Raw genomic sequence first — 25308 nt, forward strand, 5'->3', positions numbered from 1 at the left:
TTCTCCCGGTTGGCTCCGCCGCCCGTTCTTACAAGGCCGTGCTCTGCTACGGGCGGCTCGGCGGCGCGCACCACCATACTGGCCGCCGCCGACAGACGCCCCGGGACTGTGAAAAGCGACATTCCGCCGACCGTACGGGCATGGTCAGTTCAGTCGCTTCCCACCCCCTGGGGGCGACCCACCATAGGGGCCCGCTCCGTGGCGGGTGCGTCGGGGGTCCCGCCCGAGGTGACAGCGGTGTGCGGCACATTCGCCGCGGACCTGCACACAACCGTGGAAGAGGTACCTCGTCCTGCCGTCACTTGCCAAGTCGACTGGGGCCGCCGCCGGGTTGCGCCAGGCGCGGCAAGGTGGCACACATCACAGCAATCGCCATTCCGCCGAGCATGAAGACGAGCGGTCCCACACCGGCGGAGAACATGCCGTCGCCCTCAGGGCGGCCGACGCTGAGCACCACGATGGCCAGCAGCCAGCCCACGGCGGGGGCCAGCACGCCGAGCTGGGTGCCGGTCAGCAGCAGCGCGCCGTAGAACAGCCCGGCAGTGGCGAACAGCGCGAGCACCAACCCGGCCGGGAACCACGCTCCTTGGACCAGTGAGCCCGCGATGCCGACGAGCGCGCCGAACACCGCGAGACCGAGATAACCGGCGATCCGGCCGCCACTGACGCTCATGCCGCCACTCCCGCGAAGAGGTCGTGCTCACGCTCTCCGGGCGGCGCGCCCGGCTCGCCCCGCACCAACTGGTAGTACTCCGTGGCGAAGATCGGTTGCCCCAGATCGTTGGAGAGTGCGAAGAAGGGGCCGTCCACGGCGATTTGGGTGGCATGGGCGCGCATGGCCGCCGCCTTTTTTTCCGCGTACGGTGTGCCGTCGATCTCGGTGGTGATCTCGGAGTCGTCCACCACACCCGGAATGTCGTCGATCACCGCGATGCCCGGGAAGTCCGCTCCGGCGGCACGCAGCCGCGAGAAGCCCTCCTCGGCCACCGATCGGGGTACCCGGTTCCAGTAGATCTTGGCGATGGAGTGCGCGTCGCCGAGGCCGGGCCCGTAGGCGTGATCGGCGGCCAGCTCGGCGGCGCGCATCGCGACGCGGTGGGCCTGGATGTGGTCGGGATGTCCGTAGCCCCCGCGGGGGTCGTACGTCACCAGGACCTGCGGCCGCACCGAGCGGATGATCTCCACGAGATACGCGGCGGCCTCGTCCACTGCGGTGTTCCAGAACGCTCCCGCGCGGTGGTTCTGCGGGACGCCCATCATCCCGGAGTCCCGGAAGCGGCCGGGCCCGCCGAGGAAGCGGTGGTCGGTGACGCCCAGCTCCTTCATCGCGGCGGCCAGTTCGCCCACGCGATGGGGCCCGAGACGGTCGTCCCGGTCGGGCGCGAGGTGGGCGAGGCCCGGCGGAATGACCTCGCCCTCCTCCCCGAGCGTGCACGTCACCAGCGTGACCTGGGCGCCGTCGGCCGCATACCTGGCCATCGTGGCGCCGTTGTTGATCGACTCGTCGTCCGGGTGCGCGTGCACCAGCAGCAGACGACGGGCGGGAAGGTCCTTCATACGGGACAGCCTACGAGGGCGGACAGACCCGCGCGGGCGGGCCCGGCGCGCTCAGGGGGTGTCTTTCGGATCGTGCCGGGGCCCGGCCTGATCCAAAGAACTCCCCCTAGAACTTGATGCCCCCGATCATCCCCGCGACATTCGTGGTGAGTTCGTTGATGGTGGGGGCGATGGACGAGCTTGCGAGATAAAACCCGAGCAACACGCAGACCGCCGCATGCCCACCCTTCAGCCCGGACTTCCGGACCAGCAGGAAGACGACGATCGCCAGCAGCACCACCGCCGAAATCGAGAGTGCCACGGCGGTTCACCTCCACAGATATTCGGTCGGGACGGGCAGGTTGCATGTGCCAGGGGGTTCATACCCACCTTGCGCTACGGATCATAACTATCCGTCCCCACGCATCGATCGGTGCACGGCAGCACATGGGGGCGCACGAACGCTAGGTTCGGTCACATGACCACGAGGCTGCAGCTCTCCTTCCCGCGTCAGTACGCCAGGACCCAGCGCTTCACGCTCGGCGCCCCGCGCGCCTTCACGGTGTCGCCGGACGGCTCCCGGGTGGTGTTCCTCCGGTCGGCTTCCGGGACCGACCGGGCGGGCCGGCTCTGGGTTCTGGATCTCGACGGCGGGGCACGCAGGCCGCAGGAGCGCCTCGCCGCCGATCCGGAGGCGCTGCTCGGCGGGGCGCGGGAGACGCTCTCGGCCGAGGAGCGGGCCCGGCGGGAGCGCAGCCGCGAGGGCTCGGCAGGCATCGTCGGCTACGCGGTGGACCAGGCGGTCGAGTTGGCCGCGTTCGCCCTTTCCGGGCGGCTGTACGCGGCGGAGCTGCGCGCCGGTACCGCGCGCGAACTGCCCGCGCCCGGACCGGTGATCGACCCCCGGCCCTCCCCCGACGGCCGGCACATCGCCTATGTGGCTCAGGGCGCGCTGCGTCTGACCGGCGCGGAGGGCGAGGGGGACAGGGCGCTGGCCGAGCCGGAGGACGAGCACACGACGTACGGCCTGGCGGAGTTCGTCGCGGCCGAGGAGATGGACCGCTCGCGGGGCTTCTGGTGGGCGCCCGAGTCGGACCGGCTGCTGGTGGCGCGCGTGGACGAACGGCACGTACGACGCTGGTGGATCTCCGACCCGGCCCATCCGGACCGGGAGCCGGAGCAGGTGGCCTACCCGGCGGCGGGCACGCCCAATGCCGAGGTGAGGCTGTTCCTGCTCACGCTGGACGGGGGGCGTACGGAGGTGAGCTGGGAACGGTCCCGCTACCCGTATCTGGCCCGGGTGCACTGGTCGGCGGCGGGCGCCCCGCTGCTGCTCGTCCAGGCGCGCGACCAGCGGACCCAGCTGTATCTGGCGGTGGACCCGGAGACGGGCACCACGCGCACGGTCCATGTCGACGAGGACGCGGTATGGCTGGATCTGTTCCCCGGGGTTCCGGCGTGGGCGCCGGACGGGCGTCTTGTGCGGATCGAGGACGAGGGCGGCGCGCGGGTGCTGGCGGTCGGTGACCGGATGCTGACCGGGGCACAGTTGCAGCTGCGGGCGGTGCTCGACATCGGCGAGAACGATGTTCTGGTGTCCGCGGCCGCGGGCGAGGAGGCCGCGGATCCTGAGATCGGTGAGATCCATGTGTACCGGGTCAACGAGCTGGGCATCGAGCGCGTCTCGGAAGGGCCCGGGGTCCACTCGGCCGTTCGCTCCGGCGGGGTGACCGTACTGGCCTCCTCACGCACGGACGTGAGCGGGACATCCGTCCAGGTGCTGCGGGACGGCAAGCCGGTCGCGACGGTGGCCTCGTACGCCGAGCAGCCCGTACTGACCGCGCGGGCGCGGCTGGTGGAGGGCGGGCGGCGGCGGATTCCCTGCGCCGTGCTGCTGCCGACGGGTTACCGGGAGGCGGACGGACTGCTGCCCGTACTGATGGATCCGTACGGGGGACCCCACGGCCAGCGCGTGTACGCGGCGCACAATCCGTATCTCACTTCGCAGTGGTTCGCCGACCAGGGCTTCGCGGTGATCGTCGCGGACGGGCGGGGGGCTCCCGGGCGCTCCCCCGGCTGGGAGAAGGCGATCAAGGACAATTTCCCGCTGACCCTCGACGACCAGATCGAGGCCCTGCACGCGCTCGCCGGAACGTTCCCGCTCGACCTGGACCGCGTCTCGATCCGCGGCTGGTCCTACGGCGGCTACCTGGCGGCCCTCGCGGTACTGCGCCGCCCCGATGTCTTCCACGCGGCGGTGGCGGGGGCGCCGGTGACGGACTTCCGGCTGTACGACACGCACTACACCGAGCGCTATCTCGGCGATCCGGCGAAGCGGCCGGAAGTGTACGCGGCGAACTCCCTTGTCACGGAGGGCGGGTTGACGACGCCGAAGAACCCGGCCAGGCCGCTGATGATCATCCATGGCCTGGCGGACGACAATGTGGTGATGGCGCATACGTTGCGGTTGTCGTCGGCGTTGCTGGCGGAAGGGAGGCCGCATGAGGTGCTTCCGTTGAGCGGGGTGACGCATATGACTCCGCAGGAGCAGATCGCGGAGAACGTGCTGCTGCTCCAGGTGGACTTCCTGAAGCGGTCGCTGGCTCGGGGGTAGCGCCCGCGGCGTGCCTTCCTTCTACCAACCCGGCGGCGGCGAGCTCGGCGGCGGCGGCCCGAACCCGCCTGCCGCCCCCACCGGCTGCGCACCCGGCACCCCGTCTGCCTCCCCCCGCCGCCCCAGCGCCACCAGCAGCGTCAGCCCCGCCGCCACCTCGAACAGCCAGGACAGCACCAGCAGTTGGTCCCGCGTCGGCAGATCGCCGAGCCGGTCGACGAGGTCGTTCCGTACGGCGATGCCGACACCCCGCCCGCCGGTGCCGAGCACGAGCACCCCCGCCACCAGGCCCAGCGGCCGCGAGTGGACCGCACGGGAGAGCGCTCCGAACGCCGCGGCCAGCGCGAGCGCCACGGTCACCGCCGTCAGCCACCCCGGTGGTGTCCCGAGCAGTGGCATCAGGACCGTGTCGCTGCCGGTGAAGCGGTCGAGAGAGCGCGAGCGGCCGATCTCCGTCGCCGTGTAGGCCTCCCAGGCCGCCAGGACCGCCGCCGCCGTGCCGAGGAGCAGAAAGGCGATCACGGACACCCCCTGCGCGGGCCTGGTCGGCGTCCGTTCGTGGGCGGCCAAGGGGCCACGCACGCTGTACGGGTCCTGAGCCGCGGGAGCCCGCCGCCCCGCCGCGGCTGTGATGATCAGGCCGACGCCCAGCCCGAGCGCGGCGAAGGTGGAGTACAGCGCCCGGGTGCGCAGTTCGTCGGTGGTGCGCAGGCCCATCCAGGAGGAGCTGAGGACCCACAGCCCGGGCAGCCGGACGGCCAGGGTGACGACTCCAGCGGCGACGAGCGCCGTGGCGGCGACGGACGATCGCAGGGCGGCGATGGCCACCGCTGCGTACACGGCGAACAGCAACAGGTCCTCGAGCGCGGTGGTCAGCGGCGCGGCTGCCCCGGCGCTGACGTTGCCGGTCCAGAACCGCCACAGGTCCAGCGGGTCGTCCACGGTGGTGAGATCCCGGCCGATCCAGCCGCCGACGGTCAGAGCGAGCGCGGCGCACAGCACCGCTCCGGTGATTCTGGCCCCCCGCGTAAGAGTCACAGCTGCGATGGTGCATCCGTACTCAGCGTTGAACAAGGGCCCCCACGGTGCGGGGGCGACCGGCCGGGTCATATGGCATGCCCCGACCGGTCCACGGCACCCGCACGGCCGTACGCCGCTCAGCGTGCCGCGTTCGTATATCGGTACCGCGACGACCAAGTTGCCTGCGTGTTAATGGATTTGATCCAGGTTCAGTGGCCTTTGTCGCCGGAGTCCACCCCCGACACGACGAGATTCTCCTCCGCGAGGTGGCACGCCGACGCATGCTTCGCCGGCCCCTCCTGGAGCCGGAACACCGCGGGCACCTCCAGCAGCGGCACCTCGAGCTCGCACCTCTCCTGCGCCTTCCAGCAGCGCGTGCGGAATCGGCAGCCGGAGGGGATCTTCGCCGGTGACGGGACGTCGCCGTACAGAATGATCCGCTCGCGGTGCTCGCGCGCCTCCGGGTCCGGCACCGGGACCGCGGACAGCAGTGCCTGCGTGTAGGGGTGGGTCGGATGGTCGTAGATCTCCTCGTCCCTGCCGATCTCCACCACCCGTCCCAGATACATCACGCCGATCCGGTCCGAGATGTGCCTCACGATCGACAGGTCGTGCGCGATGAAGACATAGCTCAGGCTGAACTCGCTCTGAAGGCTGTCCAGCAGGTTGATCACCTGCGCCTGGACGGACACGTCGAGCGCCGAGACGGGCTCGTCGGCCACGATGATCTCCGGCTGGAGCGCGAGGCCGCGTGCGATGCCGATGCGCTGGCGCTGACCGCCGCTGAACTGGTGCGGATAGCGGTTGATGTACTCGGGGTTGAGCCCGACGACATCCAGCAGATCCTGGACCTTGCGCCGCCGGTCGCCCTTCGGCGCCACCTCGGGATGGATCTCGTAGGGCTCACCGATGATGTCCCCGACCGTCATCCGCGGATTGAGCGAGGTGTACGGATCCTGGAAGATCATCTGGATGTTCCGCCGCACCGCCTTCAGCGCGCGTCCGGACAGCCGGGTGACGTCCTCGCCCTTGTACCGGATCGTCCCTGCCGTCGGCTCCTCCAGATGGACCAGCATCTTGGCGAGCGTGGACTTCCCGCAGCCCGACTCGCCGACGATGCCGAGCGTTTCGCCCGCCACCAGGTCGAGGTCGACGCCGTCCACCGCCCTGACCGCGCCCACCTGCTTCTTGAAGAGGATGCCCCGGGTGAGCGGATAGTGCTTGACCAGGTCGCGGACCTGAAGGATCGCCTCAGCCATGGAGCTGCTCCTGCCAGAAGTGGCAGGCGCTCCTGCGGCCGGCGGACACCTCGTACAGCGGCGGCTCGTCGGTCTGGCACACGTCGCGGGCCAGCGGACAGCGCGGGTTGAAGGCACAGCCCGGCGGGATCCTCATCAGGTTCGGCGGCAGGCCCTTGATCGCGTACAGCTCCTCGCCCTTCTGGTCCAGGCGCGGGATCGAGTCGAGCAGCCCCCTGGTGTACGGATGGGCCGGGGCCTTGTAGATGTCGTGGACCGGCGCGGTCTCGACGATCCGTCCCGCGTACATCACCGCGATCTTGTCCGCGACGTCCGCGACGACACCGAGGTCGTGGGTGATCAGGATGAGCCCCATGTTCAACTCGCGTCGGAGCGTGGCCAGCAGGTCCATGACCTGTGCCTGGACGGTGACGTCCAGCGCGGTCGTCGGCTCGTCCGCGATGATCAGCGAAGGCTCCAGCGCGAGCGCCATGGCGATCATGATGCGCTGGCGCATGCCGCCGCTGAACTGGTGCGGATACTGCCCCACGCGCTCCTTGGCCGCGGGGATGCCCACCCGCTCCATCAGCTCGACCGCCTTGGCGCGCGCGTCCTTCTTCGTCATCCCGCGATGGACGGTGAACATCTCGCCGAGCTGTTCACCCACGCTCAGCACCGGGTTCAGGGACGAGAGCGCGTCCTGGAAGATCATGGCCATCCCGGCCCCGCGGATCTTGCGCCGCTCCTCCTCCTTGAGCTTCAGCAGATCCCTTTCCTGGAAGAGGACCTCGCCGCCGGTGATCTTCCCCGGGGGCATGTCCAGGATGCCCATGACCGCCTGCGCGGTGACGGATTTCCCGGAGCCCGACTCGCCCAGCACGGCGAGGGTCTCCCCCTCGTCCACGGTGTAGTTGACGCCGTTGACGGCCTTGGCCACTCCGTCCCGGGTACGGAACTCCACGTGCAGATTGCGCACTTCGAGCAACATTGGCGGGCTCCTCAGCGCAGCTTGGGGTCGAGGGCGTCGCGCACCGCGTCGCCGAGCATGATGAACGCGAGCACGGTGACCGCCAGCGCTCCGGCCGGCCAGAGCAGCATGTGCGGGGCGTTGCGGATGTACGGCGATGCGGAGGAGATGTCGATGCCCCAGGACACGGTCGGCGGTTTGAGGCCGACACCGAGGAACGACAGGGTCGCCTCCAGGGAGATGTAGGTGCCGAGCGCGATGGTCGCCACGACGATCACCGGGGCCACGGCGTTGGGGGCGATGTGCCGCAGCAGCATCCGGGAGTTGGACGCGCCGAGCGCACGCGCCGCCTGGACGTAGTCGTTCTGTTTTGCGGCGATGACCGAGCCCCGCGCGATACGGGAGACCTGGGGCCAGCCCAGCAGCACCATGAAGCCGACGACCGGCCAGATGGTGGAGCTGGAGACGACGGACAGGAAGACCAGACCGCCGAGGACCACCGGGATGCCGAAGAAGATGTCGGTGAGCCGGGACACGACCCCGTCCCGTCCCCCGCCGTAGAAGCCGGCGAATCCGCCCAGCGCGGAACCGATCAGCGCGACACCGAGCGTGGCACAGACGCCGACCGTGACCGAGGCACGGGCACCGTAGACCGTACGGGTGTACACGTCGCAGCCCTGCCCGTTGAAGCCGAAGGGGTGACCGGGCTGGGAACCCTGCTGGGCCTTGGCGAGATCGCAGTGGAGCGGGCTTTGCGTCGCGATCAGCGAAGGCCAGATGGAGATGATCAACAGGAAGATGATGACCAGGCCGGAGATGATGAAGACCGGGTTGGTTCGCAGATCGTGCCAGGCGTCGGACCAGAGGCTGCGGGTCTTCTCGGCGGGCCCGGTGCCCTCGGGGCCGCCGGGGGCGCGTCCCCCGGGGGCGGCTGACGGTTGCGGCTCCAGCGTCACCCCCTCGCTGGTGGCGAGGTCCAGTGCACCGCCCGCGCCGGTCGAGGCGATGGCTCCCCCGTCGTCGGTCTGCCGCTCAGGCATAGCGGATCCTCGGGTCGAGTACGGCGTACAGGAGGTCGACGAGCAGATTCGCCAGCAGGAAGACAATGACGAGCACGGTCACAAAGCCGACGACGGTCTGGGTGTTCTGGCGCAGGATGCCCTGGTAGAGCTGGTAGCCGACGCCGTGGATGTTGAAGATGCGCTCGGTGACGATCGCGCCGCCCATCAGGGCACCCACGTCGGTGCCGATGAAGGTGACCACGGGGATCAGTGAATTCCGCAGCAGATGGCGGCTGACGACCCGGCGCCTGGGGAGCCCCTTCGCCTTCGCCGTCCGAACGTAGTCGGACCGGGCGTTCTCGGCGATGGACGTCCGGGTCAGCCGCGTGACATAGGCGAGCGAGACCGAGGCGAGCACCAGGCCGGGGATGATCAGCTCGTTGAGCGGCGCCTCCGTGGACACGGCGGGCTTGATGACCCCCCACTCGACGCCCAGCAGCAGCTGGAGGAGGAGACCCATGACAAAGGTCGGAATCGAGATGACCACCAGGGTGAGAAGCAGCGCGCCGGTGTCGACGGGACGGCCGCGCTTGAGACCGGTGAGCACCCCGAGGGTGATGCCGATGAGGATCTCGAAGAAGATCGCGACGAGGGTGAGCCGGATGGTGACGGGGAAGGCCTCGCCCATCAGCTCGGTGACCTCCTGGCCGTTGAACGCGGTGCCGAAGTCGCCGGTGAAGACGTTGCCCATGTAGGTGAGGTATTGCTGCCACAGCGGCTTGTCGAGGCCGAACTCCGTGCGCAGCTGTGCGGCCGTCGCCGGGTCGCACTGCCGGTCCCCGCACAGGCCGGCGACGGGGTCACCCATCACGTTCACCATGAGGAAGATCAGCAGCGTCGCGCCGAAGAAGACCGGGATCATCTGCAGCAGACGCCGGATCACATAACGTCCCATCAAGGGCTCCGGGGGTCGTGGGAAGCGGAGCGACCCGGAGCGCGGGAAACGCCGGGCCGGTCGCCTCCGCCGTCAGCTGACTTTGATCTCGTTGTAGACCGGGAGGCTGAAGGGGTTCAGGGCGACATTGGAGAGGCGCTCCGAGTAGCCGGCGCTGCCGTTCTGGTACCAGAGCGGGATGGCGCCCATGTCGTCCCGCAGCACTTGTTCGGCCTTCTTGAACAGGTCGACGGCCTTCGCGGTGTCGGTCTCGGCGTTGGCCTGGTCGACGAGCTTGTCGTACTCGGGGTTGCTGTACAGCCCGTCGTTGGAGGAGGCGTTGGTGTAGTAGAGCGGCTGCTGGAAGTTCTGGATCAGCGGGTAGTCCATCTGCCAGCCGGCCCGGAACGGACCGGGCATCTTGTGCTGCCCGATCTGGTTGCGGAAGTCCGCGAAGGTGCCGACGGGGTTGCCGACGCACGCTTTGTCGTTGCCGAGGGCGTCGTTGATGTTGTTGCAGACGGCGTCGACCCATTCCTTGTGCGAGCCGGTGTCCGCGTTGTACGAGATCTTCAGCTGGCCACCGGGGATGCCGCCGCCCTCGGTGATCAGCTTCTTCGCCTCGGCGGGGTTGTACTCGCACTCCAAACCGCACAGAGTGCCGTCGAAGCCGCCGTCCGCGCCGAGCACGGGCGAGGTCCAGTCCTTCGCGGGCGTACGCGTCTTCTGGAAGATCGTGTCGGTGATCTGCCGGCGGTTGATCGCCATGGACAGGCCCTTGCGCACTTTGGCGGCGTCCGGTGTGTTCCAGGCCGGGGTGTAGTGGGGAAAGGCGAGGGTCTGGATGATGCCGGCGGAGGTGTTGATGTAGCGGTCGCCGAGGTCGGCCTGCACGTTCTTGAGCTGCGAGGCGGGGACGTCGTCGACGAGATCGAGGTTGCCGGCGGTCAGATCGGTGTACGCGGTGTTGCTGTCCGTGTACACATTCAGGTCGATGCCGCCGTTCTGCGCCTTGTCCGGGCCCGGATAGGCGTCCCAGCGGCGCATCTCCATCGTCGCGCCCTTGGTGTACGAGCTGACGGTGTACGGGCCGTTGCCGATCGGCTTGGACAGCCAGGCGTCGTGGTCGTTGAAGAAGGCCGTGGGCAGCGGTGAGAAGGCCGAGTAGCCGAGGGTGTCGGGGAACGTGGAGAACTTCTGGCTGAGCTTGACCGTGAAGGTCTTGCCGTTGACGACCTTGAGCCCGGAAAGGGTCTGGGCGGTGGGCCGCCCCTTGTCGGGGTGGACCTGTGCGTAGCCGTCGATGTAGCCGAAGAAGTAGGCGTTCTTCTGGTTGTTCTTGAGGTTGGCGCCGTAGTTCCAGGCGTCCACGAAGGACTTGGCGGTGACCTTCTCGCCGTTGCTGAAGGTCCAGCCGTCCTTGACGGTGATGGTGAAGTTCACCGAGTCCGGCGTCACGATCTTCTCGGCGAGCATGTCCTCGGCCGCGCCGGTCTTCGCGTTGTACCGCTTGAGTCCGCGGAAGAGCATGTCGAGGACTTTGCCGCCCTGCACCTCGTTGGTGTTGGCAGGCTCCAGCGGGTTCTGCGGATCACCCCAGGAGGACTTCACGATCCCGTCGGCGCCACTTGTACCGCTGTCGCTGCCGCCGCCGCAGGCCGTCGCCACGAGGGCGACGGCCACCGCGCACACGGCACATCTGGCGTGCGTGACTCCACGCATGGAGTTCCTCCCGAGTCCTCAGCCTCACTTAGGACCGAATATCACCCCATACCTGGATGCTCCGCACGTCAGCCTCGGCCGTCCGGACTAGCCGGAGCCCGCAGCGTCACCTCCCAGGTGTCCACGGCGAAGTGGCGGCTCATGCCATGGGCCTCGTACAGCCGCAGTGCGCCCGTGGCGTTCTCGGTGTCCACTCCGAGGGCAATGCTGTCGCGGCCGCGCTGCGCGTAGACGCCGAAGGCATGGCGCAGCAGATGACTCGCCATCCCGCCGCCCCGGTGCGGCTTGCGTACGCCGAGGTACTGGATCCAGCCGTGTGCCTCGCGGTCGTCCCGGGTCACCACGACGGCGACGTCGCCCGAGCCCGCGAGGGAGGCGATCCAGACCAGGGACCAGTCGATCCCCTTGCCGCGGTCGTCGAGCCACTGCTCGTAGCTGCGCGGCAGGTGGTCGTAGTGCTCGGCGAACGTCTCCTCGATCAGCTCGTGGGCGCGCCTGCGGTCCGCCTCCTCGCGGCAGTCGCGCAGGGTGAGCCCGGGCGGCGGGGCCGGGACGGGGTCGGCGGAGGGTGACAGCGGCCGGGCGAGGACGTTGTAGCGGCGCACGGCCTTCCAGCCCCGGCCGGTGAGCAGCGAGGTGTCCAGGGTGGGCCGGACATTGAGATGGAGATGGACGACGGCCCGCTCCGCCCCGTTGGCCTCGGCCCGCTGCACGGCACGCGTCTGCAGGAGATCGAGCAGCCGCTCCCCCGCGTCCTGGTGTCCGGGCAGGACGTAGTGGTCGATGTCGATGCGCTCGGCTCCGGAGTCGTCCCGGAGCAGCCCGTACGCGACCAGCTCCCCGCCGCGGAACGCCAACCAGGAGTTGTGCGCGAGGTCGGCCTGGGGGTGGTTCAGATCGGTCTCGACCGAACCGAGGCCGGTCTCGGCGCGTCCGATTTCAAGGACGTCGACGGCATTCAGCAACGCGCAGACGGCGGGGGCATCCTCGGGGGTGGCCGGCCGGACGGTGAAGGACATGTCCCCACTCTTCGGGCCACGACGCCGATGCGCAAACGGTTTTCGGCGCGACTTCGCACGTTCTGTTGGATCGTCAACTTCCTTTGTACGCGGGGAGGTTATAGCTCAGCTTTTCCTCAAATGGATTCCAACTCACGAGCTCTTGAGCCACAGTTGTCGGCGACCGGTCAAGTCAGAACGGTTGGGACAGTCGGCACACCTGATGAATTGCCACTGACGCCGGCTCCTCGGAGTGAATTCACGGGGGCACCCACGGGGGCGGGAGCCGGAGAATGAGAATGCCCCGGCCGCCTTCAAAGGCGGCCGGGGCTTTCGTCGCGTTTACGCGGGTCGGGCGTCCTCGGAGATCAGTCCTCGGAGCCGCTCTCGTCCTCGAGCGCGGCGAGCGCCGGGTCGAGGACCACGTCCTCGACGCGTCCCTCCATCGTCGGCTCCTCCGGGAAGTGGCAGGCCGTCAGGTGCCCGTCACGGTTCCCCGAGATCTGCACCAGCGGCGGCTCCTCCGTCGCGCACTTGTCCTGCGCCTTCCAGCAGCGGGTGCGGAAGCGGCAGCCGGACGGCGGCATGATCGGGGAAGGGACGTCGCCGGAGAGGCGGATCCGGTCCTTCTTGTCGGAGTCGACATCCGCCTCGGGCACGGCCGAGAGCAGGGCGTGCGTGTACGGGTGGCGGGGCCTGTTGTACAGGGAGTCGCGGTCGGCGACCTCCATGACCTTGCCGAGGTACATCACGGCCACACGCTGCGAGAAGTGCCGTACGACCGCGAGGTCGTGGGCGATGAACAGGAAGGCAATACCCAGTTCGTCCTGGACCTTCTGCAGCAGGTTGACGACCTGCGCCTGGATCGACACGTCCAGCGCGGAGACCGGCTCGTCGGCGACGATCAGCTTCGGCTCGAGCGCGAGCGCCCGTGCCACACCGATGCGCTGCCGCTGGCCGCCGGAGAACTCGTGCGGGAAGCGGTTGTAGTGCTCCGGGTTGAGACCCACGGTCTCCAGGAGCTCGCGCACCCGCTTCTCGCGCCCGCCGGGCGGGTTGATGCCGTTGACCTCCATCGGGCTCTTGATGATGGTGCCGACGGTCTGCCGCGGGTTCAGCGACGAGTACGGGTCCTGGAAGATCATCTGGATCTCGGACCTGACCGGCGCCAGCTGCTTGCGGCTGGCGTGGGTGATGTCCTGCCCCGCGTAGGTGATCTTGCCGCCGGTGGGCTCCAGAAGACGGGTGATCAGCCGTCCGGTGGTGGACTTGCCACAGCCGGACTCGCCGACGAGGCCGAGGCTCTCACCGGCGTGCACGGTCAGGTCGATCCCGTCGACCGCCTTGACCGCGCCGACCTGGCGCTTGAAGGGGAAGCCTCCGTAGATGGGGAAATGCTTGGCCAGGCCTTCGACGTGGAGCAGTGCCTCGCCCCGGTCACTGGCCCCGTCCGGTGTTCCCTGCTGCTTAGGCAGAGTGACGTTCTCGCTCATGTCTCTGCGTCTCCCTAGCCCAGCCGGGGCTTGATCTGATCGATGAAGATGGTCTGCTTCTGGTCCGCCGTGAGGTGGCAGGCAGCGGCACGTCCCGCTGCCAGCGGCGGCCGCTCACCCGAGCACCGCGAGCCGCTCACCTTGTCGGTGAAGGCGCAGCGCGGGTGGAAAGGACAGCCGGACGGCGGGTTGAGCAGGCTCGGCGGGGAGCCGGGGATCGGCATCAGCGGTTCGTCGATGTCACCGCCGAGGCGCGGCATCGAACTCAGCAGGCCCCAGGTGTACGGGTGCTGAGGCGCCGTCAGCACCTCTCGGACGCTGCCGCGCTCCACCGCCCGGCCCGCGTACATCACCAGCAGGTCGTCGGCCATGTTGGCGATGACGCCCAGGTCGTGGGTGATGAAGATGATCGCCGATCCGAACTCCTGCTGGAGGTCCTTGAGGAGGTCGAGGATCTGCGCCTGCACCGTCACGTCGAGCGCGGTGGTCGGCTCGTCGGCGATCAGGAGGTCGGGGTTGCAGATCAGCGCCATGGCGATCATCGCGCGCTGGCGCATACCGCCCGAGAACTGGTGGGGGTAGTCGTTGAAGCGCATCGCGGGCTGCGGGATGCCGACCTTGTCGAGCATCTCGATGGCGCGCGCCTTCGCCTCCTTCTTGGAGGCGCCGGTGTGCTTCATGAACGGCTCGGCGATCTGCCGGCCCACCGTGTAGTACGGCGAGAGCGCAGTCAGCGGGTCCTGGAAGATCATCGCGACCTTGTTGCCGCGGAGCTTCTCCAGTTCCTTCTCGGGCGCGTCGGTCAGCTCCTGGCCGTCGAGACGGATCTCTCCGTCGACGGTCGTGGTCTTGGGGCTGTGCAGACCGAGGATGGTCAGGTTGGTGACGGACTTGCCGGAGCCCGACTCACCCACGATGCCCAGCGTCTTGCCGCGCTCGACGTCGAAGGAGAGGCCGTCGACCGCGTTGACGATGCCGTCCTCGGTGGAGAACCGCACCCGCAGGTCGCGGACCGAGAGGAAGGCCTCCGGCCCGGTCGGGGCCGGTGTGTCTTCGGTCTTGGTCAGTGTGGTCACGGTCGTTCTCCTAGGCGAGGCGCACGCGCGGGTCGATGTAGGCGTAGGCGAGGTCCACGATGATGTTCAGGATCAGGATGAAGAAGGCCCCGAACAGCATCACGCCCATCGTCAGCGGCAGGTCCTTGTTCAGCGACGACTCCACCGCGAGGCGGCCGATGCCCGCGAGGTCGAAGGTGAACTCGGTGACCACGGCACCCGCGAGGAGGCCGGAGAGGTCCATGCCGAGGATGGTGACGATGGGAGCGAGAGAGCCGCGCCAGGCGTAGCGGAAGAATACGTACCGCTGCCGCATGCCCTTGGCCCGCGCGGTGCGGACATGCTCTTCCTGGAGCTGCTCGATCATGGTGGAGCGAGCCATACGCGTGTACTGGGCTGTGAAGATCGTCGCCATGACGGCCCAGGGGATCAGCATCCCGACGCCCCAGCCGACCGGATCGTCCGTGAACGGAATGTACTTGGGGTTGTCCATCCAGCCGGTGCTGTAGACGAAGATGCCAAGAACGATCGGACCCAGGAAGTAGATCTGGAACGAGCTGAGCACCATGGAGGCGCCACTGACGATCTTGTCGACCACAGTGCCGCGCTTCCACGCTGCGATGAGTCCCGATGCGAGTCCCAGGACCAGGAAGATGACCAGACCGCCGACCGTCAGCGACAGCGTCAGCGGGAAGCGGTCCATGATGGAGTCCCACACGAAGTCGCCGGAGTCGAAGGAGACCCCGAGGCACGGTGCGGAGCAGTGGCCGACAGGGAAGTCCCGGCCGGAGACGATACCGATCATGAAGTCCCAGAACTGGGCGCTGATCGGCTTGTCGAGGCCGAGGTTCTCGCGGATCACCGCGATGTTCTCCGGCGAGCAGTTCTTGCCGCAGGAGAGCTCGGCGAAGTCCTGAGGGATTGTGTAGAACAGGAAGAACGTGAACGCGCCGATCAGGAACATGATGACGACGGCGCCGGTCAACCTGCGGATGAGGAACTGAAGCATCGCGGGAGGCTGCTCTCTTCGGAATCGGCGGGGTAGTGAGGGGTTGAAGTCCGTGGGGGTGCGCTCCGCCTGGCGCACACCCCCACGGATCAGCCGTGTTTCGGTGTTACGGCTGGATCAGGTACAGACGGTTGATGTCGATGTAGCTCGAGTTCGTGCTGTACCGGGCGCCACCGATGTTGGAGCCGAAGAGCTGGATCTGCTTCGAGTAGTAGACCGGAGCAGCCGGGTTGATCTCCTCGACGATGCGGTGGTGAGCCTCTTCCCACTTCTTGGCCGCGGCCTCGGGCTGCAGGAGCAGCGCCTCCTGGATGAGGGAGTTGACCTTCTCATCGTTGATGTGGGAGTAGTTCGAGCCGCCGTCGGAGACCAGCTTGCCGTCGTAGACCGGGGTGACGACCGTCGACGGGGAGGACCAGTCCTGACCCCAGCCGGTCATGTACAGGTCGAACGGGTTCTTGAGCTTGCCGATCTGCTCGTAGAAGCTCTTGCGCTCGATCTCCTTCGCCTGGACGTCGAAGCCGATCTTGTTCAGCGCGTCCTTGATGAGGACCATCTGCTTCTGGCCACGCGGAGTGTTCGAGTAGGCGTAGGTGAGCTTCGTGCCCTTCTTGAAGCCCGCCTCCTCGAGGAGCTTCTTGGCCTTCTCCGGGTCACCGTTGGGCTTCTTCAGCTTGCCGAACGGGTCGTAGGAGGGGTCGAAGCCCGGCAGGGTCGGCGCGAACAGGCCACCGGCCATCTCGCCGCCGTACTTGCCACCGTCAGCCTGGATCATGGACTGGTTCGGGATCGCGTACGTGATCGCGTCCCGGATCTTCTTGTCCTTGATGCGGTCCAGGTTGAAGGTCAGCTGCCAAACGTAGGGCTGGTAGCCCTTGATCGTGCGCTTGTTGACCGCCGCGTTGCCGATCACGGCCTGCATCTGGGCGGTGTCCACCGAGTCCGTGAACTGGATGGCGTTCTTGGCGTCGCCCTGGTCGGCGATCAGACGCTTGGTCTGGCTGGCCGGGTCGATCGTGGTGGTGAAGTTGTAGCCGTCGACGTACTGGTGACGCACCGCGTCCGACTTCGGGTCCCAGTTGGTGTTCTTGACCAGCTTGAGGGACTTGCCGGCCTTGTACTCGGCGATCTTGTACGGGCCCAGGGACTTCGGGGCCTTGTCGTACTTCTCCTTGGTGTCCGACTTCGCCGGGACGATGCCGTAACCGGCCATGGCCAGCGCCTGCGGCAGGTCCGGGCGCGCCTGGCCGAAGTGGAAGACGACCGTCTTCGCGTCCGGGGTGGACAGGACCGAGTCGGGCAGGTGGCTGCCCTTGTACGGACCGTCCGGCAGCGCCTTGCGGTAGTCGGAGCCGGAGAGCCAGCTCTGGACGAACGAAGGACCGTCGAAGATGACCTTCGAGTACTGGCGCTCGATGGTGTGACGGACATCGGCCGAGGTGATGACGTTGCCGTCCTCGTCCTTGATGCCGTCCTTGAGCGTGTACGTCCAGGTCTTGCCGCCGTCGGTGGTCTTACCGGCGTCGGTGGCGATGTCACCGACGACGGTCAGGTTGCCCTTGTCGTCCTCCTGGTAGTTCGTCAGCTTGCGGTGCAGCAGGTTGGCGAACTGGCCGGCGTCACTGACGTAGATCTGGCCCGGGTCCATGTGGGTGAGGTCGGACTGCGTGTAGACATTGATGCTGCCACCGGGCTTGGCGCCCGGGACCTCAGCCGCGGGGCCCGTGGAGTGGGCCGCGTCGGCGTAGGCGACAGGCTTCGACTGCGCGGCAGCGTCCTGCTTCGACTTCGACTCGTCCTTGGCGTTCTTACCGCTGTCCTTGGAGCAGCCGGTGAGCGCCAGCGAGCCCGCCGCGACTGCGACGACTATGGCGCGTGCGGAGCGCGAGTGAATGGGCTTCATGATGCTCGTTGCACCTACCTGTCGGTTGTAATCCAGAAGAGCTGCCTGACCGTCCGGTTGCCCGGTGCGGGAGCGGCAGTTACTCCCGCCCATGGACGTCACCGTCCGGTCTTGGGGTCGAACGCGTCCCGGACGGAGTCACCAAGGAGGTTGAACGCAAGAACGAAAACCACCATGGCGATGCCCGGGAAGAACATGAACGACGGGTCCTGCTCGTAGATGCCGGCGCCGATCGCGAACATCCGCCCCCAGTCGGGAGTGGGTTCGACGAAGCCGACACCGACGAACGAGAGGAACGCGATGCTCAGGATGGAGCTGGGCAGCGTGTAGGTGCCCTGCACAAGGATCGGCGTGACGATGTTCGGCAGGATCTCCTTGCGCACGATCCGCCACCGCGAGGCGCCCGAAACCTTGGCCGCCTCCACGAACTCCCGCTCGCGCAGGGAGAGTACGGAGCTTCGCACCAGACGGGCCATGCCCATCCAGCCGAGGAACCACATCACCAGCAGGATCGCGACGGCGCGCAGGTAGGTGGGGGTCTCGTCCGCCGGAGAGACGAACAGCGCGGTCACGACGGGCATGAAGGCGATGAAGAACAGCTGGCTCGGGAAGGCCAGGAAGAAGTCGGTCGTCCGGCCCAGCCAGTAGTCGACCTTGCCACCGAAGTAGCCGCCCACCATGCCGATGACCACGCCCGTGATCACGCTGAAGAGCGTGAGGACGAGCGCCATGAAGAGCGACGTTCGCATGCCGTACAGCAGCATGGTGAACACGTCGCGGCCCAGGTTGGGTTCGACGCCGAACCAGAAGTCTCCGGAGATGCCGCCGAAGCTGCCGGAGGGCATGGCGAAGTCGTCGAGCAGGAACGGATAGTCCGCTTCCTGGGCGTAGAGCGTGTAGGGATCCTTGCCGTACAAGGCCGAGATCACCGGGGCCAGCGCGGCGACGACGAAGAAGAACAGCACCACGATCGCGGAGATCACACCCGTGCGGTCGCGCTTGAAGCGCGTCCACATGAGCTGGCCGGGTGAACGGCCGGTGAGTGCCTTGGCGCTGTCCGCGGCGTCGGTCTTGCTCGCGGTGTCTTTGTCCAAGGTGACAGAGGCGGCGTCCGTGCCCTCGGTCTCAATTGGACTGGTCATGATGTGTCCATTCACGGGTGTCGGGTGACCCGCGATCCTGCGCGCTGTGCCGGCCGAGCGGTTTGCTCTCGAACAGTCACGGCTGCTGTGTGACGATCCCCCCACCGCCGTCCGCCACCCTCGACGGGTGCGGTGACGTTACCTACTGCCCGAGGACGTACCCATGGGCAAGGAGGCTGGAAGGAGCATCAGGAGGGATGGATTCCATCCCCAGGAGCGCGAGCCGAGCGGTTGACCGGGTCTCAGATTCGCCGGCCGCTGCCAGCGACCTGACCGGATGAATTGCGCTGGAAAAGTCCGGCCGTACGAGCCATCTGTGACGACCCGACCCCACTGGCGCTCGTGGCACCGCGCATGGGTTCCTCCTCATGAGTCCACGTGTTCACTGCAAGGTTGGGCACTGGACACCCGCCGACACCCCTGACGACGAAGAGCAGTACCCCGTGTGCTCGTGAGTCGGCGCTCCCCACAGCGCATGACCCGTTGACCCGAGCTCAGTGAAGCCAACTATTGGGTAAGTTCGGGCTGTAAACCACACTTAAAGCATCTCGTTTTGGCAACATCACCCCACCTCAGAGGCCCAAAATTCGGACAAAGGGATCGCAGACAGACACCCGCGAAACGGACTGTTAATACAGGTTTCCGGTGCGCAACGTCCGATAGACGAACAAGTGGGGTAGGAAAACCTGTTGACGGACAGCCCGGACTCCGGCACCGTTCGCCCGGTTTCCCATGACGTTGGACACACGAAACGGCCCGGACAACCCCTGTGGGGTCGTCCGGGCCGTTCCCGGTTCAGACGTGCGGCGCGACGGGCGCCGTACGGTACGTCAGTTGCGCTTGGCGCGGGAGGCCGTGCGGCCGCGCTCCTTCTGGTCCAGGACCACCTTGCGGATGCGAACGGTCTCCGGGGTGACCTCGATGCACTCGTCGTCGCGGCAGAACTCCAGCGACTGCTCCAGCGAGAGCTTGCGCGGCGGCACCACGTTCTCGGTGGTGTCCGCGGACGCGGCGCGCATGTTGGTGAGCTTCTTCTCCTTGGTGATGTTCACGTCCATGTCGTCGGAACGCGAGTTCTCACCAATGATCATGCCCTCGTAGACCTCGGTGCCGGCGTCGGTGAAGATGACACCACGCTCCTGGAGGTTGATCATCGCGAACGGCGTCACGGTACCGGCGCGGTCGGCGACCAGCGAGCCGTTGTTACGGGTACGCAGCTCGCCGAACCACGGCTCGTGGCCCTCGAAGATGGAGTGTGCGATGCCCGTGCCACGGGTCTGCGTCAGGAACTCCGTACGGAAGCCGATGAGGCCGCGCGACGGGACGATCCACTCCATGCGGATCCAGCCCGAGCCGTGGTTGGTCATCGTCTCCATACGGCCCTTGCGGGTCGCCATCAGCTGCGTGATGGCGCCGAGGTGCTCCTCGGGAGAGTCGATCGTCATGCGCTCGATCGGCTCGTGCACCTTGCCGTTGATCTCCTTGGTGACCACCTCGGGCTTGCCGACGGTCAGCTCGAAGCCTTCCCGGCGCATGGTCTCGACGAGGATGGCGAGCGCGAGCTCCCCACGGCCCTGGACCTCCCAGGCGTCGGGACGCTCGGTCGGCAGGACACGCAGCGAGACGTTACCGACCAGCTCACGGTCCAGGCGGTCCTTCACCAGGCGGGCGGTGACCTTGTGGCCCTTGCCGCCCTTGCCGACCAGCGGCGAGGTGTTCGTACCGATGGTCATGGAGATGGCGGGCTCGTCGACCGTGATCAGCGGCAGCGCGATCGGGTTCTCCGGGTCGGCCAGGGTCTCGCCGATCATGATCTCGGGGATACCGGCGACCGCGCAGATGTCGCCCGGGCCTGCCTTCTCGGCCGGCTTGCGGGTGAGCGCCTCGGTCATCATCAGCTCGGTGATGCGAACGTTGGACATGGTGCCGTCGCGCTTGATCCAGGCGACGGTCTGCCCCTTCTTCAGCTCGCCCTGCTCGACACGGAGCAGTGCGATACGGCCGAGGAAGTTGTCGGCGTCGAGGTTGGTGACATGGGCCTGGAGCGGCGCGGACTCGTCGTACTCGGGGGCCGGGACGTGCTCCAGGATGGTGGTGAAGAACGGCTCCAGGCTGTCGCTGTCGGCCGGGACGGTGCCGTCCTCCGGCTTGGTCAGCGAGGCCACGCCGTCACGGGCGCAGGCGTAGACGATCGGGAACTCGATCTGGTCCTCGTCCGCGTCCAGGTCCAGGAACAGGTCGTACGTCTCGTCGACGACCTCGGCGATCCGGGAGTCGGGGCGGTCCGTCTTGTTGATGCAGAGGATGACGGGCATCCGGGCCTGAAGGGCCTTGCGGAGCACGAAACGGGTCTGCGGGAGCGGACCCTCGGAGGCGTCGACCAGCAGGACGACCGCGTCCACCATCGACAGACCGCGCTCCACCTCGCCACCGAAGTCGGCGTGGCCGGGGGTGTCGATGATGTTGATCGTGATCGGGTCCCCGCCGTCCTTGGGGTGGTACTTGACGGCGGTGTTCTTCGCCAGGATCGTGATGCCCTTCTCACGCTCCAGGTCGTTCGAGTCCATCATGCGGTCGTCGAGGTGCTCGGCGGCGTGCGCGGCGAAGGCGCCGGCCTGCTTCAGCATGGCGTCGACCAGGGTGGTCTTGCCGTGGTCGACGTGGGCGACGATGGCAACGTTACGGATGTCGTGGCGCGTGGGCATGCTGGCTGGGGCTTCTCTCGATCGTGGGATCAGGCGTTTGATGGTCGTAGCCTCGTCCGCCCGCCGGGCGGACACGCCTCGGCTGGTCCCATGGTACGGGGCCGCCGCGCCCGGTGCTTTCCGGGCCGATCGGGAGTGGGTTCCTGCGTCAGTCGTGAGCTCTGTGGGGAGCGGTGAAACCGGGATCTGAAAGCCTGGGTCAAAGGGTGAGACGATCCTGCCCGCCGGCGAAGCCGGCGGGCAAGGAAATTGAGCCAGTTCTGAGGTTGTGACCCGCTGCTTCCGCTGCCTCCCGCTACTTCTTTTTGTTCTTCGGGGCTCCGGCCGTCGGCTTCTTGAATCCGATGTCCTGGTAACGGGGAGCGGCGAAGCCGAAGGCCCCGGCATTGGCCACCAGCCGCCTGGCCGCGACCAGCTCGGGGCGCTGATAGAGCGGAATGGATCCGGCCGCCGCCCAGATCCGGGCGTCCGCCTTGCGCACCAGGTCGCGGGCCGCGTCCTCGTCCAGCTCGGAGGCCGCCTGGTCGAAGAGCTGGTTGATGTAGTCGGAGCCGACCCGGGTGTAGTTCTGCTCCACCAGCAGCGAGCCGTCGGTGGCGGGCTCGGGCTTGGCGTAGATCGGCCGGGCGTCGGTCGCCGGGTAGGCGGTGGCGGGCCACGAGTACAGCGCAAGGTCGTAGTCGCCCGAGGCGATGTGGTCCTTGAAGTAGCTGTCATCGGGGACCTTGGTGATCTCGGCGTGCACACCGATGCGGTCCAGCATCTGCGCGATCTTGTCGCCGACGGTGCGCAGTGCCTCGGAGCCGGGGCCCGAGGGGAGGACGAAGCGCAGGTTGAGCGGCTTGCCGTTCTTGCCGACCGTGGTGCCTGCGCGGACGGGGGCAGCACTGCCGCGCGGGGCGTACGCCCCGGCGACCGTGCCCTTCCGCTCCTGGGCGTCCGTCTTCTGGCCGGCGGCGTCGTCGTCCCGCGACTCGGCCCGGCGCTGCACAGCCAGACCCTCGGCTGCGGCGGGTGCCGGGGCAAGGACGCGTGTGCCGGCCGAGCCGCTCTCGGGTCCTTGACCTGCGCTGGCGGGCTTGTCGTCGCCGACGATGTACAGTCCCTCGTTCGACGCGACGTCCTCTTCCGCCTTCTCCCTGGCAGCTTCCTTGACGGCTTCCTTGGGCGCTTGGTCGGACGCCCGGTTGGGCCCGGCCTTGGGCGAGGCCTTGCCGGGAGACGCCGTGGCGGGGGGCTTCTTCGTGTCGGTTCCGTCCTCGCCGCCCGCCTTGGCCGGGGCGGGCTTCATCCGCGCCCCCGCGGGCGTCCAGCCGGCGTCGGCCAGCAGCGCCCGCGCCTCCTCGGTGTCCTGGTCGCCGAGCGCGCGGCTGTTGTCTTTGTATGCCCGCTGCCCGGCCAGCGCCAGATGGCTCCCGAGCGGGGCGGCAGGCAGGCCGAGCGGGGACAGCACGGCCTCCGCGAGCTCCTTGCGGTCCAGGGCGCGGGCCACGGCCCGGCGTACCCGGTCGTCGGCGAGGGGTCCGGACTCGCCGTTCAGCGCGAGCTGGGTGTAGGCGGGCTCCAGCGACTTGCGTACGACATAGCCGCGCAGAGCCTTCTGTTCGGTGGCGTACTCACTGACGGCGGCGCCGGCCTCCCGGCCGAGCTGCTGGCCCGCCGCGCCGTTCTTCCGGGCGAGGGTGATGCGGTCCGCCGTGGCCCGGTCGATCTCGGCGAGATCGATGCTTCCGGCGGCCAGGGCGGCGGCGCGCTTGTCACGCGGTACGGCGGTCAGGACCAGCTGCTTCAGTTTGGCCCGAGATCCCCACCAGCGGGGGTTGCGTACGAGGGTGGCCTTGCCGGCCGCGGGGTCGAGGCCCTTCAGCAGGAAGGGGCCGGCCGTCGTCCTCAGCGCGGTGCGTGCGCCGTCGTTGAAGGAGGCCGGGGACCCGGTCACTTCCTTGGGGTAGAGCGGCGTGAAGAGGGACTGCCAGTCTGCGTACGGCTTCTTGAACGTGATCTTGACTTCGAGGTCGTTGGCGCCGCGTTCGATCTTCTCGATCCGCTCGTAGCCCGCGTTACGGGCCGTCCAGAACGCCGAGTTCTTGCCGCTCAGCGCGCGCCACTGCGAGACGAAGTCGGGCGCGCCGATCTCCCGGCCATCGCTCCACACCGCCTGCTGGTTGAGCTTGTAGAGGACGACCTGCTTGGGCTCGAGCTTGACGATCTTGGCGGACTCGACGAAGTCGGGGTTGCGCTGGGGCCGTCCGCTCCGGTCGAGGGTGAAGAGGGCGGGAAGCACCGCACCGGCGATACGGCTGGTGGCGGCGTCCGCGTCGGCCTGGAAGGTGTTGAGCGTGGTGGGCATCGCGTCGATGGCCCAGCGCAGTGTGCCTCCGTCGGCGATCAGGTCACGCCCGGCGGGCGCGATGTCCTGGGCTGCGGCCCTGGCGTCGCTGTCGGTGTCGCCCGAACCGCAGCCCGACAGGACGGGCAGAGCGAGCACCCCACTGGTGAGAAGCGCGACGGAACGGAGCGTCCGGGAGCATGTCCTCCCGCGTGGCGCGTCGACCTCGGGCATGGCTTGTACCTCATCGTCCTGTTTTGCGGAATTTAGGGATGATCACACCGATGCGTCCACTGAAGTGGACGAGACCGGGCAGTCGGCGGCGACACGGCGTGCGCCCGGCTCAAGGTCACCCGTGCGGCCCAATGGAGAACTGGGCGCAGCGCTGGCAAAAGGGACAAAATGAGGGCAGTGAGGTTCGAACCACAAGGGGCGCGCTGACAGCGCATGCGCCGGGAATCCCCGTACGTCCCCTTCACAAGCGGGGATGTGACGCGCGACACTCGCAGGCGCATGAACGAAGCCACCGCACCCTGCGGAAGTGAGGGCGAGTCATGTCCCAGCAGGAAGATCTGACGGCGATCCAGCAGCGCCTCGACGAGCTCGTCCAGCGTGTCGGCGATCTTGAACGGACCGTCGATCAGCTGCGTGGTGCCGGCCCGGCCGCCTCCGCCGAGTCGAAGACACCGGAGCGCCCCGAGCTGGTCACCATCCCCGACGTGCCCTACAACCACGCCCTGTGGACGGACTCGGACGACGAGGGCCTGGGCGTACAGGACCGGCACGCCCCCTAGGAGATCTCGTTGGCCACAGGCACTGAACCACCACAAATCAATACAGGCGTGCACGGCGCGACGCGCGCCGCCATCAGCCCGCGACATCTGCGGACCGACCGCTGGTGGCTGGCGCCCGCGCTGACCGCCGGCGGGCTGCTCGCCTTCATCGTCTACTCGACCTGGCGCGCGTTCGCCAACGCCGACTACTACGCGGCGCCCTATGTCTCGCCGTTCTACTCCCCATGTCTGGCGGAGAACTGCGCGACCATGCGGGGCGGCCCCAACTGGGAGATCTTCGGCAGCTGGTGGGGTCTGTCCCCCGCGCTGCTGATCCTGATCTTCCCGCTGGGCTTCCGGCTGACCTGCTACTACTACCGCAAGGCCTACTACCGGGGTTTCTGGGCCTCACCACCGGCCTGCGCGGTCGCCGAACCGCACAAGAAGTACACCGGCGAGACCCGCTTCCCGCTCATCCTGCAGAACATCCACCGGTACTTCTTCTACCTGGCAGTGCCGGTCGCCTCGATCCTCACGTACGACACCGTGCTCGCCTTCCGCGACGAGCACTACGCGTGGGGTCACATGGGTCTGGGCACGGTCGTCCTTCTGATCAACATCGTGCTGATCTGGGCATACACCGTCTCGTGCCACTCCTGCCGGCACATCATCGGCGGCCGGCTGAAGCACTTCTCCAAACACCCGGTGCGCTATCGCCTGTGGGGCTGGGTCGGCAAGCTGAACGAACGGCACATGGTCCTCGCATGGGCATCGCTGGTCAGCGTCGCGCTCGCCGACTTCTACGTCTATCTCGTCGCGTCCGGTGCCTTCGACGATCCGAGGTTCTTCTGATGGGTGGGGCGTTCTGA

At 67.8% G+C, this 25308-nt stretch carries 20 protein-coding genes; 3 read left to right on the plus strand and 17 right to left on the minus strand.

Going from position 1 to position 25308, the window contains the following annotated elements:
- Positions 1-298: 298 nt before the first annotated feature.
- The 3 genes from FBY35_RS12530 to FBY35_RS12540 form a co-directional block, all read right to left on the minus strand.
- Complete coding sequence (locus FBY35_RS12530; protein WP_142213871.1) at positions 299-673, minus strand: DUF6113 family protein; 375 nt, start codon at positions 671-673, stop codon at positions 299-301.
- Entirely contained in the window at positions 670-1557 is an 888-nt protein-coding gene (gene mshB / locus FBY35_RS12535) for an N-acetyl-1-D-myo-inositol-2-amino-2-deoxy-alpha-D-glucopyranoside deacetylase (RefSeq protein WP_142213872.1), read from the minus strand. The genes FBY35_RS12530 and mshB overlap by 4 nt, the downstream gene beginning before the upstream one ends.
- Before the next feature lie 106 nt (positions 1558-1663).
- Positions 1664-1858 carry a hypothetical protein gene (locus FBY35_RS12540; protein ID WP_142213873.1) on the minus strand — a complete coding sequence of 65 codons (195 nt, stop codon included), beginning with the start codon at positions 1856-1858 and terminating at the stop codon, positions 1664-1666.
- A 156-nt stretch (positions 1859-2014) separates the two neighbouring features.
- Here FBY35_RS12540 and FBY35_RS12545 point away from each other — a divergent pair, with 156 nt between their 5' ends.
- Positions 2015-4150 (plus strand): prolyl oligopeptidase family serine peptidase, encoded by a 2136-nt coding sequence (locus tag FBY35_RS12545; RefSeq protein WP_142213874.1) that lies wholly within the window; start codon positions 2015-2017, stop codon positions 4148-4150.
- A gap of 21 nt (positions 4151-4171) precedes the next feature.
- Here the strand turns inward: FBY35_RS12545 and FBY35_RS12550 are convergent, their stop codons facing one another.
- The 14 genes from FBY35_RS12550 to FBY35_RS12615 all read right to left on the minus strand — a co-directional run bounded on the left by FBY35_RS12550 (position 4172) and on the right by FBY35_RS12615 (position 23900).
- Positions 4172-5188, minus strand: a complete 1017-nt coding sequence (locus FBY35_RS12550; RefSeq protein ID WP_142213875.1) for a hypothetical protein — start codon at positions 5186-5188, stop codon at positions 4172-4174.
- A 191-nt stretch (positions 5189-5379) separates the two neighbouring features.
- Complete coding sequence (locus FBY35_RS12555) at positions 5380-6429, minus strand: ABC transporter ATP-binding protein (protein WP_142213876.1); 1050 nt, start codon at positions 6427-6429, stop codon at positions 5380-5382.
- Complete coding sequence (locus tag FBY35_RS12560) at positions 6422-7396, minus strand: ABC transporter ATP-binding protein (RefSeq protein WP_142213877.1); 975 nt, start codon at positions 7394-7396, stop codon at positions 6422-6424. Before FBY35_RS12560 ends, FBY35_RS12555 begins: the two co-directional genes overlap by 8 nt.
- Positions 7397-7407: 11 nt before the next feature.
- Entirely contained in the window at positions 7408-8415 is a 1008-nt protein-coding gene (locus FBY35_RS12565) for an ABC transporter permease (RefSeq protein ID WP_142213878.1), read from the minus strand.
- A complete protein-coding gene (locus FBY35_RS12570) occupies positions 8408-9331 on the minus strand; it encodes an ABC transporter permease (RefSeq protein WP_142213879.1) in 924 nt (307 codons plus the stop codon). Before FBY35_RS12570 ends, FBY35_RS12565 begins: the two co-directional genes overlap by 8 nt.
- 72 nt (positions 9332-9403) lie before the next feature.
- Positions 9404-11032: an ABC transporter substrate-binding protein gene (locus FBY35_RS12575; protein WP_142213880.1), complete on the minus strand. Its 1629-nt coding sequence runs from the start codon at positions 11030-11032 to the stop codon at positions 9404-9406.
- 68 nt (positions 11033-11100) lie between these two features.
- Positions 11101-12051, minus strand: coding sequence for a GNAT family N-acetyltransferase (locus FBY35_RS12580; RefSeq protein WP_142213881.1), 951 nt, complete (start codon positions 12049-12051; stop codon positions 11101-11103).
- 347 nt (positions 12052-12398) lie between these two features.
- On the minus strand, positions 12399-13523 hold the full coding sequence (locus FBY35_RS12585; RefSeq protein ID WP_142213882.1) for an ABC transporter ATP-binding protein: 1125 nt from the start codon (positions 13521-13523) through the stop codon (positions 12399-12401).
- 14 nt (positions 13524-13537) lie between these two features.
- Positions 13538-14599: an ABC transporter ATP-binding protein gene (locus FBY35_RS12590; protein WP_142213883.1), complete on the minus strand. Its 1062-nt coding sequence runs from the start codon at positions 14597-14599 to the stop codon at positions 13538-13540.
- 10 nt (positions 14600-14609) lie between these two features.
- Positions 14610-15587 (minus strand): ABC transporter permease, encoded by a 978-nt coding sequence (locus FBY35_RS12595; protein ID WP_142213884.1) that lies wholly within the window; start codon positions 15585-15587, stop codon positions 14610-14612.
- Positions 15588-15693: 106 nt separating this feature from the next.
- Positions 15694-17490 carry an ABC transporter substrate-binding protein gene (locus FBY35_RS12600; RefSeq protein WP_142213885.1) on the minus strand — a complete coding sequence of 599 codons (1797 nt, stop codon included), beginning with the start codon at positions 17488-17490 and terminating at the stop codon, positions 15694-15696.
- A gap of 98 nt (positions 17491-17588) precedes the next feature.
- Positions 17589-18632: an ABC transporter permease gene (locus tag FBY35_RS12605; protein WP_142213886.1), complete on the minus strand. Its 1044-nt coding sequence runs from the start codon at positions 18630-18632 to the stop codon at positions 17589-17591.
- Between the two features lie 830 nt (positions 18633-19462).
- Entirely contained in the window at positions 19463-21337 is a 1875-nt protein-coding gene (gene typA, locus FBY35_RS12610; RefSeq protein WP_142213887.1) for a translational GTPase TypA, read from the minus strand.
- 295 nt (positions 21338-21632) lie between these two features.
- Positions 21633-23900 carry an ABC transporter family substrate-binding protein gene (locus tag FBY35_RS12615; RefSeq protein ID WP_142213888.1) on the minus strand — a complete coding sequence of 756 codons (2268 nt, stop codon included), beginning with the start codon at positions 23898-23900 and terminating at the stop codon, positions 21633-21635.
- A gap of 320 nt (positions 23901-24220) precedes the next feature.
- On the opposite strand from FBY35_RS12615, the gene FBY35_RS12620 reads away from it, so the two are divergent.
- A complete protein-coding gene (locus FBY35_RS12620) occupies positions 24221-24460 on the plus strand; it encodes a hypothetical protein (RefSeq protein WP_142213889.1) in 240 nt (79 codons plus the stop codon).
- A 9-nt stretch (positions 24461-24469) separates the two neighbouring features.
- A complete protein-coding gene (locus tag FBY35_RS12625) occupies positions 24470-25291 on the plus strand; it encodes a hypothetical protein (RefSeq protein ID WP_142213890.1) in 822 nt (273 codons plus the stop codon).
- Positions 25292-25308 lie beyond the last annotated feature (17 nt).

The organism is Streptomyces sp. SLBN-118 (assembly GCF_006715635.1).
Lineage (GTDB): Bacteria > Actinomycetota > Actinomycetes > Streptomycetales > Streptomycetaceae > Streptomyces.

Coding starts and splice junctions, on each gene's coding strand:
- FBY35_RS12530 (WP_142213871.1), bottom strand. CDS start 673: ATGAGCGTCAGTGGCGGCCGGATCGCCGGTTATCTCGGTCTCGCGGTG.
- mshB (WP_142213872.1), bottom strand. CDS start 1,557: ATGAAGGACCTTCCCGCCCGTCGTCTGCTGCTGGTGCACGCGCACCCG.
- FBY35_RS12545 (WP_142213874.1), top strand. CDS start 2,015: ATGACCACGAGGCTGCAGCTCTCCTTCCCGCGTCAGTACGCCAGGACC.
- FBY35_RS12555 (WP_142213876.1), bottom strand. CDS start 6,429: ATGGCTGAGGCGATCCTTCAGGTCCGCGACCTGGTCAAGCACTATCCG.
- FBY35_RS12560 (WP_142213877.1), bottom strand. CDS start 7,396: ATGTTGCTCGAAGTGCGCAATCTGCACGTGGAGTTCCGTACCCGGGAC.
- FBY35_RS12565 (WP_142213878.1), bottom strand. CDS start 8,415: ATGCCTGAGCGGCAGACCGACGACGGGGGAGCCATCGCCTCGACCGGC.
- FBY35_RS12570 (WP_142213879.1), bottom strand. CDS start 9,331: ATGGGACGTTATGTGATCCGGCGTCTGCTGCAGATGATCCCGGTCTTC.
- FBY35_RS12575 (WP_142213880.1), bottom strand. CDS start 11,032: ATGCGTGGAGTCACGCACGCCAGATGTGCCGTGTGCGCGGTGGCCGTC.
- FBY35_RS12580 (WP_142213881.1), bottom strand. CDS start 12,051: ATGTCCTTCACCGTCCGGCCGGCCACCCCCGAGGATGCCCCCGCCGTC.
- FBY35_RS12585 (WP_142213882.1), bottom strand. CDS start 13,523: ATGAGCGAGAACGTCACTCTGCCTAAGCAGCAGGGAACACCGGACGGG.
- FBY35_RS12595 (WP_142213884.1), bottom strand. CDS start 15,587: ATGCTTCAGTTCCTCATCCGCAGGTTGACCGGCGCCGTCGTCATCATG.
- FBY35_RS12600 (WP_142213885.1), bottom strand. CDS start 17,490: ATGAAGCCCATTCACTCGCGCTCCGCACGCGCCATAGTCGTCGCAGTC.
- FBY35_RS12605 (WP_142213886.1), bottom strand. CDS start 18,632: ATGACCAGTCCAATTGAGACCGAGGGCACGGACGCCGCCTCTGTCACC.
- typA (WP_142213887.1), bottom strand. CDS start 21,337: ATGCCCACGCGCCACGACATCCGTAACGTTGCCATCGTCGCCCACGTC.
- FBY35_RS12615 (WP_142213888.1), bottom strand. CDS start 23,900: ATGCCCGAGGTCGACGCGCCACGCGGGAGGACATGCTCCCGGACGCTC.
- FBY35_RS12620 (WP_142213889.1), top strand. CDS start 24,221: ATGTCCCAGCAGGAAGATCTGACGGCGATCCAGCAGCGCCTCGACGAG.